Origin of the sequence: Legionella bozemanae, from assembly GCF_001648595.1 — a bacterium.
Taxonomy (GTDB): Bacteria; Pseudomonadota; Gammaproteobacteria; order Legionellales; family Legionellaceae; genus Legionella; species Legionella bozemanae.
On the sequence record NZ_LBAW01000005.1, the window covers coordinates 192,596 to 206,945 of the forward strand.

A 14,350-nucleotide genomic window follows, 5' to 3' on the forward strand; every position below is an offset into this window, starting at 1 on the left:
GGTAACAACTCCCATATAGATGATAACCATTTTCCTACATATAAATTCATTATCTTCATCTTATGATTTCGCAACTGATTTAAGCAGATCGGCAAAGGAAGTTTTATTTATAGAGTCAAAGCCAGTCGGCAATTGCTCACCAAAATCATAGAGCAGCGTAATCTGTCCAGAACCTGAGCCAATTAATAAATAACGAGCGCCCACTTTTAACAAAGTAATTTTTTCCTTTGGTCCTAAAATCATACTCGCTATGGATTGAAATCCTTTTGCCGAACCTATTTGCATTCCATGTAACTGTTTCACTATCCAAGACAATGCAATGATAAGCAATAAAACCAACAATAAGCCCATGACAATACGCATGAGTTCTCCATGATTGAGCACACTTTGCATTATCTTAACCGCTTAATCCGTTCTGCTTTGCTGACGATATCAGTCAAGCGCACACCAAACTTATCATTAACTACAACCACTTCCCCATGAGCAACTAAAGTCCCATTGACTAAAACGTCAAGTGGATCGCCTGCCAAACAATCGAGGGCAACAATTCCTCCTTGGTTTAATTGGAGTAAATTACGAATGGTCATTTTGGTGCGCCCAATTTCTACAGTCACTGAAACAGGGATATCCAAAATCAAATCCATTTTTTCACTGTCTGCTTCCTGGGGAAGAGTATTTGATGGTTTAGGTTGTTCAATTGCATCTTGAGACATTCCTCATCTCCTAGTAACTAATATTTTTAATTATTTTTACAGCGCGCTTGTCATTTGCAGTTCCTTGAGTTGCTGTAAAACCTGGCGTCCCTTCAATATCTAAAGTAACTATTTCTTTCATTTCCATAGGTATAAAATCACCTACTTGCCATGACATTACTGCACCCAAAGTACTTTTTGTTTCAGCCATTACAGAACTCACATTTAATTCAACTTCCATTAACTCTTCTTTTAATGATTTAACCCAGTTCGGATCAATTTCATCATCTGGACGCGAAGCGCCAAGTTCCAGTTGCTCTTTGATGGGTTCAACCATGGAATAAGGTAAAATAAAATAGAAAGTACCGATTTCTTTACCAAAATCCATTGAAAAGCGCGCAACGAGCAGCATTTCTCCAGGTTCTGCTATATTGACTAATTGTGGGTTCGTTTCATCATTAAATTTGCTGATATCGAGCTGAATAATTGGCTTCCACGCTTGAGTAAGATTGGCAATAAGCTTTTTCGTGATCACATCCATAACACGCAGCTCAGTCGCAGTAAAATCGGTTCTATCTTTTTGAGCAAAAAATTGAGAGCTGCCGCCAAAATAATAGTCGACGAGATCATAGACAAAAGTACTATCAAAAAGAATAATGCCTTTACCTCGTAATGGTTTAAATTTAAAGATACTCATTAAACTTGGATTAGGTAAACTCTCCATAAAATCACGATGCTTTATAATAAGCAACGGGTCTTGTTTAATCTCAAAATCCTTGGCGGTTACATTATAGATATCCGATGCAAATAAACGCACAGCACGATCATAAATTCTATCTAATACAGGCAGCTTGCCTTTGACAATACGTTCCTGAGCAGTAAAGTTAAGTGTTTTTACATCACCATCTTGCTGGAGTTCAAAGGGCTCAAATACAGCTTTAGATACTTCCTTTTTACTGCCTTTTGCTTTTTTATGGTCCGCTTTTTCTCTAGGTGCTGTTTGATCCGCTGTTGCTTGGTGTCCTTCTTCAGGAGATTCATCAACTGTTTTTAGCAGCGCATCTATTTCTTCTTGTGATAAAACGTTTTTATCAGCCATATAAGCAATCCATACTAATTTTATTCACTTATTCCATTCAAGTAAGCATCATGATTTTTCTATTGAATAGGCTTATGCAAACTATATGCCATTTATAAAAATGTGCTTATTACATAATCTCTAATATATCTCTCGATTTATAAATGGGAAAAAGTGATGTGCTGGTTTGACAGTCAAAAAATCGTATGCCAATCATTTGACAATACATCCAAATTAATAAAAAAATGCTAACTCAATTTATTCATTAATTTGTTGCTGACATTTTGCTTGCGCCATTTTTCGACAATTATCCTGGCAATCAATTTGATCTGAGTTCAGACATTGTGAATTAATACAATCTTGAGTTGTATTATGAAAACACTGAGTTCTATCGTATTTTTGTGCGCCCAAGGCATCCTCAGGAATATCTGCTGCAAAAACTGAAAATGAAAAAAGAAAACCCAAAAAGATTAAAAAATTTTTCATTATAATTCCTTTTAATTATGCTCTTAAATGAATTATAGTCTTAGTTATTCAAAATAATTAAATGGCATTGCAATGCGCAGCAAAATAAGAACACTCACTAATTTTAGCCGTGCACGAGCCAGTCAGTCTTCCTGTCTACGTCCAGAGAATGAAGAGCAACTTACTGATTATCTTGCCCGTAATCCTCAGCAAAACATACTCATGCGTGGTTCAGGATTATGCTATAACGACAGTTGTTTTAATACTGATGGGTTTATTATCGACAGTGAACGTCTGAATCATTTTATTAATTTTGATCATGAAACCGGTATTGTACTCTGTCAGGGCGGAGTATCACTTAAAGATTTATTCTTAGTGCACCCTGATTTCATTCCCCCTGTTCTCCCAGGCACTATCCACATTACAGTTGCTGGCGGAATTGCTCACGATGTCCATGGAAAAAACAATCACCAGGCAGGTAGTTTTGGCCACCACCTCGTTGGATTTGATTTACTGATTGGAAGTAAAAAATTTCATTGCAGCCCTAATGAAAACAGTGATTTATTTTATGCCACAATTGCAGGTTTAGGCCTTACTGGTGTTATCACTCGTGTCGCACTTCGCCTTAAAAAAGCACCACGTTTTGTACAAGCAAAACATCAGCAATTCGAATCATTTCAAACACTCACTGAATATATGAAAACCATGGGTATTCACCATGATTATCAAGTGGCTTGGCTTGATCTGCTCAATCCTGCTTTACGTGCCATTCTTTCAGTAGCGGATTACTGTGAGCCTTTCGCCACTAAAAGAACAAAAATCCATACAATACCTAATATTCCCTTTTCTTTAATCAAATCATGGAATATGAAATTATTTAATCAGTATTTTTTTAATAGCAAAAAAGAATATGAACAACTCACACTGGAACAATTCAACAATCCTCTCGATAAACTCATGCATTGGAATAGACTTTATGGCCCTAAAGGATTAATTCAATTCCAGGCAGTATTCAATGAAGATCATGCTCCAGACACTTTGGAACAGTTAGTACAGCTGATGCGAGCTCATAAAGCAACACCGACTCTTGCTGTACTCAAGTTATTTACCCAATCAGGGGAAGGTTTACTCTCCTTTTGTAAACCAGGATTTACCTTAGCAGTTGATTTTATTAATAATCCACAAGCGAAACAGGCAATATCAGCCATGAATCAATTAATCACTGAACTCAATGGTCGGGTTTATTTGGCAAAGGATTTACTTTTGAATGAAGAACAATTTCACCAGATGTATGAAAAGCATGAACAATTTTCTCAAACTCTCAAGCAACATGGATGCACCATGCATTCTGATCTGGCACAACGCTTAGGGCTAAAAAAATGACACAAAGAACATGGGTCATAATCGGCGCCACCTCCATCATCGCAGAAAAATTTGCACATATTGCTGCCCAATCAGGACATCAATTGCTTTTAGTAGGGCGCCAGCAAACGCAACTCAATCTAATCGCAAATGATATCAAACTGAGGTATCAAACCCGTTGTGATGTACTTGTTTTGGATCTCATTGAGCAAGTTGATACTTTAGTTTCAACGCTTAAAACAAAAGATGGCGAACTTGATTTGTTTATGGCACACAGTGACTTTACCGATAACGATCATTTGAATGATGACACAATCTCTCATCTTATCAAACTGAATATTTTGACAACTACTTTATTGATCCACGCTTACTTAAATCGCCAACAAAAAGAATATAATTTACTGTTCCTAAGTTCGGTTGCTGCATGCCGAGGACGCTCCAAAAACAGTCTTTATGGAGCCAGCAAAGCAAGCATTGAAATTTACCTACAGGGTCTACAACAGGTTGCCAGCTCTAATCAACACATTACCATTGCCCGCTTGGGTTTTATTGACACCAGGCAAACTTATGGGTTGCCTGGTATTTTTTATGCAGCCCCCCCAGATACCTGTGCAAAAGCCTGCTGGAATGCACTAAGACATAGAAAAAGAATGTTCTATTTTCCCTCTTTCTGGAAAATGATTATGGCAATAATTACTCGATTGCCATTCTTTCTTTATAAAAAAATGGGCAAAATTTGAGCTCCTATTGATTACTTCATAAATACACACAAGTATTTGATTGATTTTATTTTAATATCTTAATCATTGGTAAAATCGTTTTTATCAAACCAAAAAATTGTAAAATATAGATCACTAGAATGATGAGTACTAGCACATTTAACAGACTTTTAATTGATGGTGGCATAGGAATAAAAGTATCGATTAACCACAACACCACCCCGAAAATAACAATTACAGCGATTAAATTCAGTAGCCCAGCCATAATTAATTATCCTTATTAATGAGGGTTCCTATTTAAAATTATAGCAGATTTACAAATACTTAGGGTTTGCGGATGCTGGATCAGAAAACGATGAAAATTTTCACGGGGTGAAGCTGCAACGACTTACATACTGCACTTTATGGGCGCCATCCATAGATCTGCTTTAAAAAGAAACTTCATGGGTACCCAAAGTATCGCGCATAAAGCGCAGTACGTAGGAGGGGGTTATAAAAATCGTTATTTAACAATAAACTACCTTTTAAGTGTGTGCCTCAGAGCTTCATAGCACCTAAGCTACGAGTATCCACTTTACATCAAATTAGAAAGTATAAAAATCTTAGACTTTATTTGCTTTGTGCCTCTTTTTTTTCCTTCAATAAATCCCGAATTTCAGTTAATAAAGTTTCTTCCCTTGTTGGGGTTTCTTTCTTTTCCTCTTCTTTTCTTACAAAAGAAATCACTTTAATTGCTACAAAAATTGAAAACGAAATAATCGTAAAATCGATCACTGCCTGGAGAAACTCTCCCCACTTTACCACCGCATCACCTACAGTGAGCGCTCTATTGGCAATATTAATTCCACCTAATAACAAGCCAATTAAAGGCATGATAATGCCGCTGACTAAGGAGCTGATAATTTTGCCAAATGCAGCGCCTATAACTACAGCAACAGCCAGATCAATCACATTTCCTTTGATAGCAAATTGCTTAAACTCTTGTAGAAAACTCATGTCATTTCCTTATGTTTGGTTCTTTTCAAGTAGCCTGAGAAAACAGGCTACTTGCATCTTTTTTATGAATGACGCACCATTTCTCTAATTTCTTCTATCTTGTTCTCCAAATCAGGTGGGACAACGCCTCCCCCTTGGGCCATATCATCACGACCACCACCTTTTCCACAGAGATGCCTTACTAAAGCAGCGGCAGTAGGTACTTTCCCTAAAATATTTTTACTCACACCTGCAATTACATTCATTTTATTTTGATCTACGGTAAATAAAACAATCACAGCTGATTCAAGTCTGGATTTCAGCTGATCCAAAGTAGTGCGCATGGTTTGGCTGTCTACACCTTCCAATCGTTTTACAAGTAAGCTGACTCCGTTAATTTTTTCCACTTCATTGGCCAGATCAGCACCTGATTTTTGTGCTTTCTCACTTTGTAATTTGGCAATTTCCTTTTCCAAACCTTTATTTTCAGTAATAAGCTGCCCCACTTTATCCAATAAACTATTTGTTGTGGTTTTTAACAAAGAAGCTAATTCATTCAGCATAAATTGTTGCTCATTCACCCATGCTAAAGCATAACGCCCTGTTACCATTTCGATACGTCTCACGCCACTGGCAATTCCGTATTCAGCAATAATTTTAAATAGACCAATATCACCTGTCCGTCGCGCGTGCGTACCACCACAAAGCTCTTTAGAAAATTCACCCATGGATAATACACGTACTTTATTAGTATATTTCTCTCCAAAAAGAGCTACTGCACCACTTTTTTTAGCAGAATCAATATCCATAACTCGAGTTACAACTTCATGATTGGCGCGAATTTGCTCATTGACCAAGGATTCAATTTCATTAATTTGTTCTGCGGTTAATGGTTCAAAATGAGAAAAGTCAAAGCGCGCACGTTCTGCATCAACCAACGAGCCTTTTTGCTGGACTTGTGGCCCAACTACCTTTTTTAAAGCAGCATGTAATAAATGAGTGGCCGTATGATTTAAACGAATCGCTTCTCGACGTTCATTATCTATTTGTGCCTTAACTAATTGATCTAAAGTTGCAGTACCTTCCACCACTTCGCCATAATGCACGATGGCTTGACCTTTTTTTTGCGTATCATCGACACGAAAACGAAAGCCCCTACTCGTTAATATTCCCTTATCCCCTACTTGACCGCCACTTTCTGCGTAAAAAGGCGTATGATCCAAAACTAAAGCGCCTTTCGTACCTTGACTTAAGGTTTGCACCTCACTTCCTTCGTGCAGTAAGGCAATAATTTTTGCCTCTGTTTCCTTTTTCTCATAGCCATGAAAATCAGATTGGTAGTCCAATTGAGCACTCGTACTATAATCCACACTGAACTGGCTGGCAGCTTGAGATTGTTCTCTTTGCTGTTGCATCAATTGATTAAAACCATCCATATCTACATAAAGCCCTTGCTCGCGCGCGATATCAGCAGTCAAATCAACCGGAAAGCCATAAGTGTCATACAGTTTAAATGCGATTTCTCCTGATATTTCATGGCCTCCAAGAGAATGCATTTGTTCTTGTAAGAGACGTAAACCTTGATCAAGAGTCCGAGCAAATTGATTTTCTTCTTGATTAAGAATTTTTTCTATATGCGCTTTAAATTGTATCAATTCAGGATATGCATCACCCATTACTTTGATTAAGGGGTCTACCAATTGCGAAAAAAATGGAGTGGGCAAGCCTAACTTATTACCATGCCGTACTGCTCTTCTTATAATTCTTCTTAATACATATCCTCGCCCTTCATTGCCTGGAATCACTCCATCGGCAATTAAAAACGCACAAGAACGAATATGATCGGCAATTACTTTTAAAGAAGTATGATTTAAATTGTCAATATTTCCAAGTTTTGCTGTAGATTGAATTAAATACTGGAAAATATCTGTTTCATAGTTGCTGTGCACGCCCTGCACTACTGCAGCGAGTCGCTCAAGTCCCATCCCTGTATCTACAGAAGGTTTAGGTAAAGGATGCAAATTCCCATCTTTATCCCGATTAAATTGCATAAATACCAGGTTCCAAATTTCTATATAGCGATCCCCATCTTCATCAGGGCTTCCTGGAGGGCCACCTGGAATTTCAGGGCCATGATCATAAAAGATTTCAGTGCAAGGACCACAAGGACCGGTATCCCCCATGGACCAAAAATTATCTTTTTCCCCACAACGCGAGAATCGTGCGGCCGAAACCTTCATTTCTTTTAACCAGATATCTTCTGCTTCTTGATCTTCTTTATAAACAGTCACCCACAAACGCTCTTCAGGTAAATGCAGAACTTGAGTTAAAAATTCCCAAGCAAATTTTATTGCTTCTCGCTTGAAATAATCTCCGAAACTAAAGTTGCCCAACATTTCAAAAAATGTATGGTGTCTTGCTGTATAACCCACATTCTCCAAGTCATTGTGTTTACCACCTGCACGTACACAACGTTGTGCAGTAACTGCCCGTCGGTAAGTACGTGTTTCAAGCCCTAAAAATAAATCCTTAAACTGCACCATACCTGCATTAGTAAACAATAAAGTAGGATCATTCGCAGGAACTAAGGAGCTGGATTCCACTAATTGATGACCACGTTGTGTGAAATAATCAAAGAATGCTTGTCTAATTTCAGAACTTTTCATTTATAATCAACACCAGTTTGAGTTAATTTTTAACTATAGCCTGGGTGCAGCGAAGCGGAGCCGCACTGCCATTGAGTTAAGGGATGAATGCTTTGCTCTACGTCCTGCGGCTTGTCCGCGGGATCCAAAGCCCCCCTCTCCATTCACTGGATCCTGCGAACAAGCCGCAGGACGTAGGAGTAAAGTCAAATTTCTAAACTCAATGGCAGTGCGACTCCGTATCACCTAGGCTACGATTGCATTTATATTTTTTCCAATTCTTTTTTTACTTGGGCAATGGTATCCATACCAAATCCGCGATACAGCAAAAACCGCTGTTGCTTTTGGAGTTCCTCAAAAGACAAATCAAATTGACCTTTGCTTTTTTTCTGCCAAACATCTAAAGCATAAGCCAACCAATTATCTTCCTCCTGCTGCAAGAACTGATGAATTAATTCCTTATCAACTCCTTTACTACTCAATTCCTGACTTATTTTCAAAGGCCCATAACCCTGGCGAATGCGTGAGCGACTGTATATTTCTACAAAACGATAATCATTTTGTAAATCCAAACGTTGGCATTCCTCCAGTGCATTTTTTATTTCTATTGGATTATATCCTTTTTGTTTTAATTTATCATAAAGCTCTACCCTGCTGTGCTCGCGCCTGGATAGGAGGCGCACAGCACTATCAAATGCTTTAGTCATCAATTGTCTCGAATTCATCGGCACTGGCTGATGCAAGCATAGGTAGTTTTTTCTCTAGGAGCTCAGCACGAATTTGCTGCTCAAGAACTGTTGCAACTTGAGGATTCTCCTTAAGGTATAAACGAACATTATCCTTACCTTGGCCAATTTTCTCTCCTTTATAACTGTACCAAGCACCAGATTTTTCAATCAAATTGAGTTGGACACCCAAGTTGATAATTTCACTTTCACGAGAAATACCTTCATTATAAAGAATGTCAAATTCAGTCATCTTGAATGGTGGAGCAACTTTATTCTTAACCACTTTAACGCGGGTTTCACTACCTAAAATTTCTTCGCCCTTTTTAATTGACCCAATGCGGCGGATATCCAAGCGCACAGAAGCATAGAATTTCAATGCATTACCACCAGTGGTTGTTTCAGGGCTACCAAACATCACACCAATTTTCATACGAATTTGGTTAATGAAAATGACTAGTGTATTGGATCGTTTAATATTGGCGGTCAATTTACGTAAAGCTTGTGACATGAGTCGAGCTTGTAAGCCAACATGGGAATCTCCCATTTCCCCTTCAATTTCTGCTTTAGGAGTCAATGCAGCAACAGAGTCCACAATAATTACATCTACAGCGGCTGAACGAACCAGCATATCGGTAATCTCCAGAGCTTGTTCCCCTGTATCTGGTTGAGAAACCAACAATTCGTCCACATTAACACCCAGTTTTTGTGCATAGCTAGGGTCTAAAGCATGTTCTGCATCAATAAATGCGGCAGTACCTCCCATTTTTTGACATTCTGCAATGACTTGTAAGGTCAAAGTAGTTTTACCAGAAGATTCGGGACCATAAATTTCCACAATACGTCCTTTAGGTAAACCACCAATTCCCAATGCGATATCCAATCCTAAAGATCCTGTTGAAATGGCTTCTATATCTCGGGATACATTGCTGTCTCCCATACGCATCACTGATCCTTTACCAAATTGACGTTCAATTTGCGAGAGGGCAGCTGATAATGCTTTTTGTTTATTTTCTTCCATAATATTTTCCAGGTAGTTAGAGTTATGCAAGGGTAAAATTATCACACAGATAGGAACAAGCAGCAAATTGATTCACCAGTTTAAAAGAGTTTTTTTGCACCCTAAAAATACCCTTTCACAACCAGATATTGATTATAATTTATTCTATATGGTAAAATATTGGAAAATTTATTTTAAATAGAAAATTTTATGCAAAGTAAAAATGAAAAACTATCACCATTTTCTGATGTACTATCTACTTCATTGTATGCAGCACGCGTAGTAATTAATATTTCTAATGCATCCAAGCATCTCTTTTTTCCTACACCAGAGGAATCGAGCATAAGCTTTACAGATCGCGGGCAACATGAATTTAAACGAAGAGCGTTAACGGTAGCAGAGGATTTAGACGCGATATCTTTCCAAAAATAAATAGCTCAAATACGCAGGTTTGGTGTTACTGTTAAATTATTTTTTATACATCACACACAATATTCATCAATTTTTAATGTAAGAAAGAATGCCTGATAAAGCTTCTTGGCATGCAGCCAAGCGTATGTCTTGTCGGTCTCCTGTGAACTGTTTCCTTAGTATTTTAGGCTCCCTGTCTCTAGCCGCCCAACCAAAACACACAGTCCCTACTGGCTTTTCAAGGCTACCTCCATCTGGGCCTGCAATACCAGTAACGGATACAGCAACATGTCCTGCGCTATGCTGTAAAGCACCAGTTGCCATAGCCTGTGCAACAGATTCACTGACTGCACCATATTTCTCAATTAATTGTTTAGGCACTGAGAGCTGCTCTTCTTTGGCTAGATTACTGTATGTAACAAATCCGCGCTCAAACCAGACTGAACTTCCAGCAATTTCAGTGAGATAACTTGCAATGAGTCCTCCAGTACATGATTCAGCCGTGACTAATTGCCAATTCTTCTTTTTTAGAATCGCGGAGATTTCTTTGATTAGTTTATCAAAAGAGCTCATGAGTATATGGATATGTAGAGATTATCCTGGGTTACAAGCCTAAGCCTTCACCCAGGTTAAAAGATATTATTGATTTTGAGTTTGATTTCCGCCAGCAGGTTGAGTTGGTGCTGGTTGTGTTGTAGTAGTGGTTTCCGTTGTTCCTGCAGTTGGTTGTTTGTTACCTTGCTCACCACATGCAGTTAACGCTAATGCTAATAAACCAGTTGCTGCAACTAAAGCGAAACGATTCATTTTATTCTCCCTATAAGTTTAATATTTTTTTTAAATCCCTTTAGATTCTAGCAAATAAATTTAAATTCAACCATGACCTGTTGATATTTCAATAAAAAAGTTGAAACATATAATGTTTTCTTACTTTAAAAACTCAAAAAATTAACAATCCAGCTAGAAAATACTCTATCATCACAATGTTGCTGTAATGATTTTAATCCCTGATCGGCCAACTCTTTACCCAGCTTGTTTTTACGGATCTTAATCAGTGCCTGGACATAATTTTTACTATACTCAGGATGACCTTGTACTGTGAACAGATTATCGCGAATTTGCAACATATAAAACGGACAGAAATCACTCGCAGCAAGCACTTCTGCTTCTGGCGGTAGAACAACAACTTGCTCCTGATGGCTAACGATTAGGTTAAGCGCTCCAAGGGGTGGAGCCATCCAAGATTTATGCTGAGTAATTTTATTTACCGACATTCCTATCCCCCAACCCTTGGGAGATTGAATCACCGTTCCTCCTAATGCCTTCGCAATAAGCTGATGACCAAAACAAATCCCTACGACTTTTTTTCTTCCTGCATGAAGACATCGGACCAATTCTTCAAGTGCAGTAATCCATGAAAAACCATCATTAACGCCATAGCGGCTCCCAGTAATAACATAAGCATCTTCGGTATCAATATGAGCTGGCAGTTCACCATGACACGCATCATAGACTGTAAATATCAAATTGGGGTCTACCTGATGCAGTAGTTTGATATACATCTCTGAATAAGTGCCATGCACAGTAATTAATTCTGGCATTACTTGATCACATTGTAATATTCCGATTTTCATGGTGGTCCCTATGGAGTTCCTTAAGGTGCTTCCACCAGTCTCATTCCCGCACACTTAGAATGATATAAATCATCCCCATGGATTGCAGCTATAAGAATACTTCCATATTGTTGCTGATTGAAAAGGATTGGATTGCTTTGTGCTGAAGGATCCTCGGTTGCCATTAGTGCAATACGTGTCACATATTGCTCATCAATGCCAATTTCATTCAAACGATGTTCAATACCTAATTCACGACGCAATTGGAGTATCCAATTGAGAAATCCATCAAATCCGTTGTCAATCTCCAAATAGGCCGCCAATCGCATTATTTTACGTTCAATCTCAGCTCGATTGGCTTGCAATACATAGGGCATTAAAATGGCATTTAATCGACCATGATGGGCATCGTAAATCGCTCCCAAGGGATGAGCAAGTGCATGCATAGCACCCAAACCACGCTGGAAAGCTGTTGCTCCCATTAGAGAAGCGACAAGCATTTGTGTTCTGGAGTTTATATCATTTCCATTTTGCATTACTCGTGGTAAATGTTCTTTTATTAAACGTATCCCTTCAAGAGCAATTCCCTCCGCCAAAGGATGATAGCCGGGAGCAGAATAAGCTTCCAAACAATGAGATAATGCATCCATACCTGTTGCTGCCGTAATATTCGGAGGTAAAGCAACGGTCAATTCTGGATCTAAAATAACCATGGCAGGCAACATTTTGGGGTGAAAAATGATCTTTTTACGCTGTTGTTGCATATCGGTAATAACCGAAGCGCGCCCCACCTCTGAACCAGTACCCGCGGTACTTGGTAATGCGATAACAGGAGCTATACCAGCACCATTCACTCGCCGCCAATTATCTCCTATATCTTCAAAATCCCATAAGGAACAATTTTGTCCAACCATCAATGCAATAGCCTTACCTGCATCAAGAGCAGAACCACCGCCCATGGCAATGATTCCATCATGTTGCCCTTTTCGGTAAATATCTACGCCTGCCATAACATTTTCACCCGTTGGATTTGCTTTTACAGCAGCAAATAAAGCAATAAGCAAACCCGCATCACAACAATTCTTCAATGCAGATTCAATCATGGGTAATTTTGCAAGGTTACTGTCTGTGACTAACAATGGTGATTTCATTCCCAATGTATGGCAGGCATCAACAAGTTCACGAACACGCCCTGCCCCTACCTTTATCGAGGTGGGATAGTTCCAATTGGCCGTTAATGATAATGTGCTCATTTGTAAATTCCTTTTTAATCGATCATTTTTACATGAAAAGATTTGGGTCTGGTCAGTGCATCATACCCTATAGAAGAGAGTGTACAGCCACGCCCAGAGTTTTTAATGCCAGTCCAAGCCAAGGCAGGATCGAGATAATCACAACGATTAATAAAAAATGTTCCGGTATGAAGTTGCTCACCAATAGCGATTCCTTGATCTATATTTTGGGTAAAAACAGCCGCAGTTAATCCATAGTTACTGTCATTCATTAATGCAATCGCTTCATCATCGCTGTCAACAGACATGATACCAACCACTGGCCCAAATGTTTCTTCCGTCATCACCCGCATTTTATGGTTTACTTCCGTTAAAATCTGGGGAGCCATATAGGCAGACCCTGGTTGATCCATGACAAAATCTCGACTGTCGATATGTGCTACAGCACCCTGAGCCAAGGCTTCTTGAATCTGTACACGAACAAACTCAGCAGAAGATGGGCGAACAAGTGGTCCTAAAGTTGTTTCCGGTTCATCAGGACGTCCAAGTTTATAGCGTTTAACAAACGCAACTGCCTTGTTGACAAAATGATTATAAACATTCTTATGTACGTAAATACGCTCAATTCCGCAACAGGATTGCCCTGAATTAAAGAAAGCTCCATCCATAAGCGTATCAACCGCGTTATCAATATCTGCATCAAAACGAACATAAGCAGGATCTTTTCCTCCAAGCTCTAGTCCTATATTCAAAAAACGCCCAGCTGTTACTCGCTCAATCATTTCCCCACCAGCAACAGAACCTGTAAAAGCAACATGATTTATTGCTGAGTGACCCAGGATTTCTTCCGTATCAGAATGCGTCAGATGTAAATACTGGAAAACCCCTTGTGGAAGGTTTGCTTCCCTAAATGCCTGAGCGAACCGTTCCGCGACAAGTGGTGTTTGCGCTGAATGTTTCAGCAATACTACATTTCCAGCCATGAGGGCTGGGATAATCGCATTCACTGCAGTGAGATAAGGATAATTCCAGGGAGCAATTACTAAGGTGAGTCCTAATGGCTCACGTTTGATGTAACGAATAAAGCCCGGTTTTTCAGGTAGCCTGATCGGAGCAAGTGCAGCACTTGCGACAGCAATCATATAACGAGCCCGTTCTTCAAGGCCGTTAATTTCTCCGGCGGCATAACGAATTGGTCTTCCCATTTGCCAGCAAAGTTCGCTGGCAATCTCCTCCTTATTGGCAACCAGAACATCTACCGCTGCAGTACAATAATTCGCTCGCTCAGTTATAGTGGTCATAGCCCACTGTTTTTTTGCAGCTACTGCTTTATCCAATGCACCTTGAGTCTCATGGTTATTGGCAAAAGCACGCTCCACATAAAGCGAATTATCTATAGGCGAATAGGTCTTTAATGTATCGTTCATAATCTG

At 39.1% G+C, this 14,350-nt stretch carries 17 protein-coding genes; 3 read left to right on the forward strand and 14 right to left on the reverse strand.

All coding sequences use genetic code 11. From position 1 onward, the window contains the following. Positions 1–60 precede the first annotated feature (60 nt). The 4 genes from fliO to A8O27_RS06445 form a co-directional block, all read right to left on the reverse strand. Complete coding sequence (gene fliO / locus A8O27_RS06430; RefSeq protein WP_058459188.1) at positions 61–393, reverse strand: flagellar biosynthetic protein FliO; 333 nt, start codon at positions 391–393, stop codon at positions 61–63. Then, the gene (gene fliN, locus A8O27_RS06435) at positions 393–713 is read right to left on the reverse strand and encodes a flagellar motor switch protein FliN (protein WP_082642436.1); all 321 of its coding nucleotides are present in this window, start codon (positions 711–713) and stop codon (positions 393–395) included. Before fliN ends, fliO begins: the two co-directional genes overlap by 1 nt. Before the next feature lie 10 nt (positions 714–723). Next, positions 724–1,791: a flagellar motor switch protein FliM gene (fliM, locus tag A8O27_RS06440; RefSeq protein ID WP_058459187.1), complete on the reverse strand. Its 1,068-nt coding sequence runs from the start codon at positions 1,789–1,791 to the stop codon at positions 724–726. Positions 1,792–2,028: 237 nt separating this feature from the next. Then, positions 2,029–2,256, reverse strand: a complete 228-nt coding sequence (locus tag A8O27_RS06445) for a hypothetical protein (RefSeq protein ID WP_058459186.1) — start codon at positions 2,254–2,256, stop codon at positions 2,029–2,031. A gap of 72 nt (positions 2,257–2,328) precedes the next feature. Between A8O27_RS06445 and A8O27_RS06450 the strand changes: the two genes are divergently transcribed. Beyond that, entirely contained in the window at positions 2,329–3,618 is a 1,290-nt protein-coding gene (locus A8O27_RS06450; protein ID WP_058459185.1) for an FAD-binding oxidoreductase, read from the forward strand. Further along, positions 3,615–4,337 (forward strand): SDR family NAD(P)-dependent oxidoreductase, encoded by a 723-nt coding sequence (locus tag A8O27_RS06455; protein WP_058459184.1) that lies wholly within the window; start codon positions 3,615–3,617, stop codon positions 4,335–4,337. Before A8O27_RS06450 ends, A8O27_RS06455 begins: the two co-directional genes overlap by 4 nt. A 46-nt stretch (positions 4,338–4,383) precedes the next feature. On the opposite strand, the gene A8O27_RS06460 is transcribed toward A8O27_RS06455, so the two are convergent. The 5 genes from A8O27_RS06460 to recA form a co-directional block, all read right to left on the reverse strand. Next, a complete protein-coding gene (locus tag A8O27_RS06460; RefSeq protein WP_058459183.1) occupies positions 4,384–4,581 on the reverse strand; it encodes a Thivi_2564 family membrane protein in 198 nt (65 codons plus the stop codon). A 344-nt stretch (positions 4,582–4,925) separates the two neighbouring features. Continuing rightward, on the reverse strand, positions 4,926–5,312 hold the full coding sequence (gene mscL, locus A8O27_RS06465) for a large-conductance mechanosensitive channel protein MscL (RefSeq protein ID WP_058459182.1): 387 nt from the start codon (positions 5,310–5,312) through the stop codon (positions 4,926–4,928). Positions 5,313–5,374: 62 nt separating this feature from the next. Continuing rightward, positions 5,375–7,957 carry an alanine--tRNA ligase gene (gene alaS / locus A8O27_RS06470; protein WP_058459181.1) on the reverse strand — a complete coding sequence of 861 codons (2,583 nt, stop codon included), beginning with the start codon at positions 7,955–7,957 and terminating at the stop codon, positions 5,375–5,377. Positions 7,958–8,199: 242 nt separating this feature from the next. Further along, entirely contained in the window at positions 8,200–8,643 is a 444-nt protein-coding gene (gene recX, locus A8O27_RS06475) for a recombination regulator RecX (RefSeq protein WP_058459180.1), read from the reverse strand. Continuing rightward, the gene (gene recA, locus A8O27_RS06480) at positions 8,636–9,682 is read right to left on the reverse strand and encodes a recombinase RecA (RefSeq protein WP_058459179.1); all 1,047 of its coding nucleotides are present in this window, start codon (positions 9,680–9,682) and stop codon (positions 8,636–8,638) included. Before recA ends, recX begins: the two co-directional genes overlap by 8 nt. Before the next feature lie 189 nt (positions 9,683–9,871). On the opposite strand from recA, the gene A8O27_RS06485 reads away from it, so the two are divergent. Beyond that, entirely contained in the window at positions 9,872–10,093 is a 222-nt protein-coding gene (locus A8O27_RS06485) for a hypothetical protein (protein ID WP_058459178.1), read from the forward strand. A gap of 66 nt (positions 10,094–10,159) precedes the next feature. On the opposite strand, the gene A8O27_RS06490 is transcribed toward A8O27_RS06485, so the two are convergent. The 5 genes from A8O27_RS06490 to A8O27_RS06505 all read right to left on the reverse strand — a co-directional run bounded on the left by A8O27_RS06490 (position 10,160) and on the right by A8O27_RS06505 (position 14,344). After that, positions 10,160–10,645, reverse strand: coding sequence for a CinA family protein (locus A8O27_RS06490; RefSeq protein ID WP_058459177.1), 486 nt, complete (start codon positions 10,643–10,645; stop codon positions 10,160–10,162). Positions 10,646–10,711: 66 nt separating this feature from the next. Then, positions 10,712–10,879 carry a hypothetical protein gene (locus tag A8O27_RS19015; protein WP_165482527.1) on the reverse strand — a complete coding sequence of 56 codons (168 nt, stop codon included), beginning with the start codon at positions 10,877–10,879 and terminating at the stop codon, positions 10,712–10,714. 125 nt (positions 10,880–11,004) lie between these two features. Beyond that, complete coding sequence (locus A8O27_RS06495; RefSeq protein WP_058459176.1) at positions 11,005–11,706, reverse strand: glutamine amidotransferase-related protein; 702 nt, start codon at positions 11,704–11,706, stop codon at positions 11,005–11,007. 20 nt (positions 11,707–11,726) lie between these two features. Then, complete coding sequence (locus tag A8O27_RS06500; RefSeq protein ID WP_058459175.1) at positions 11,727–12,938, reverse strand: iron-containing alcohol dehydrogenase; 1,212 nt, start codon at positions 12,936–12,938, stop codon at positions 11,727–11,729. A gap of 14 nt (positions 12,939–12,952) precedes the next feature. After that, positions 12,953–14,344 (reverse strand): aldehyde dehydrogenase family protein, encoded by a 1,392-nt coding sequence (locus A8O27_RS06505; protein ID WP_058459364.1) that lies wholly within the window; start codon positions 14,342–14,344, stop codon positions 12,953–12,955. Positions 14,345–14,350 lie beyond the last annotated feature (6 nt).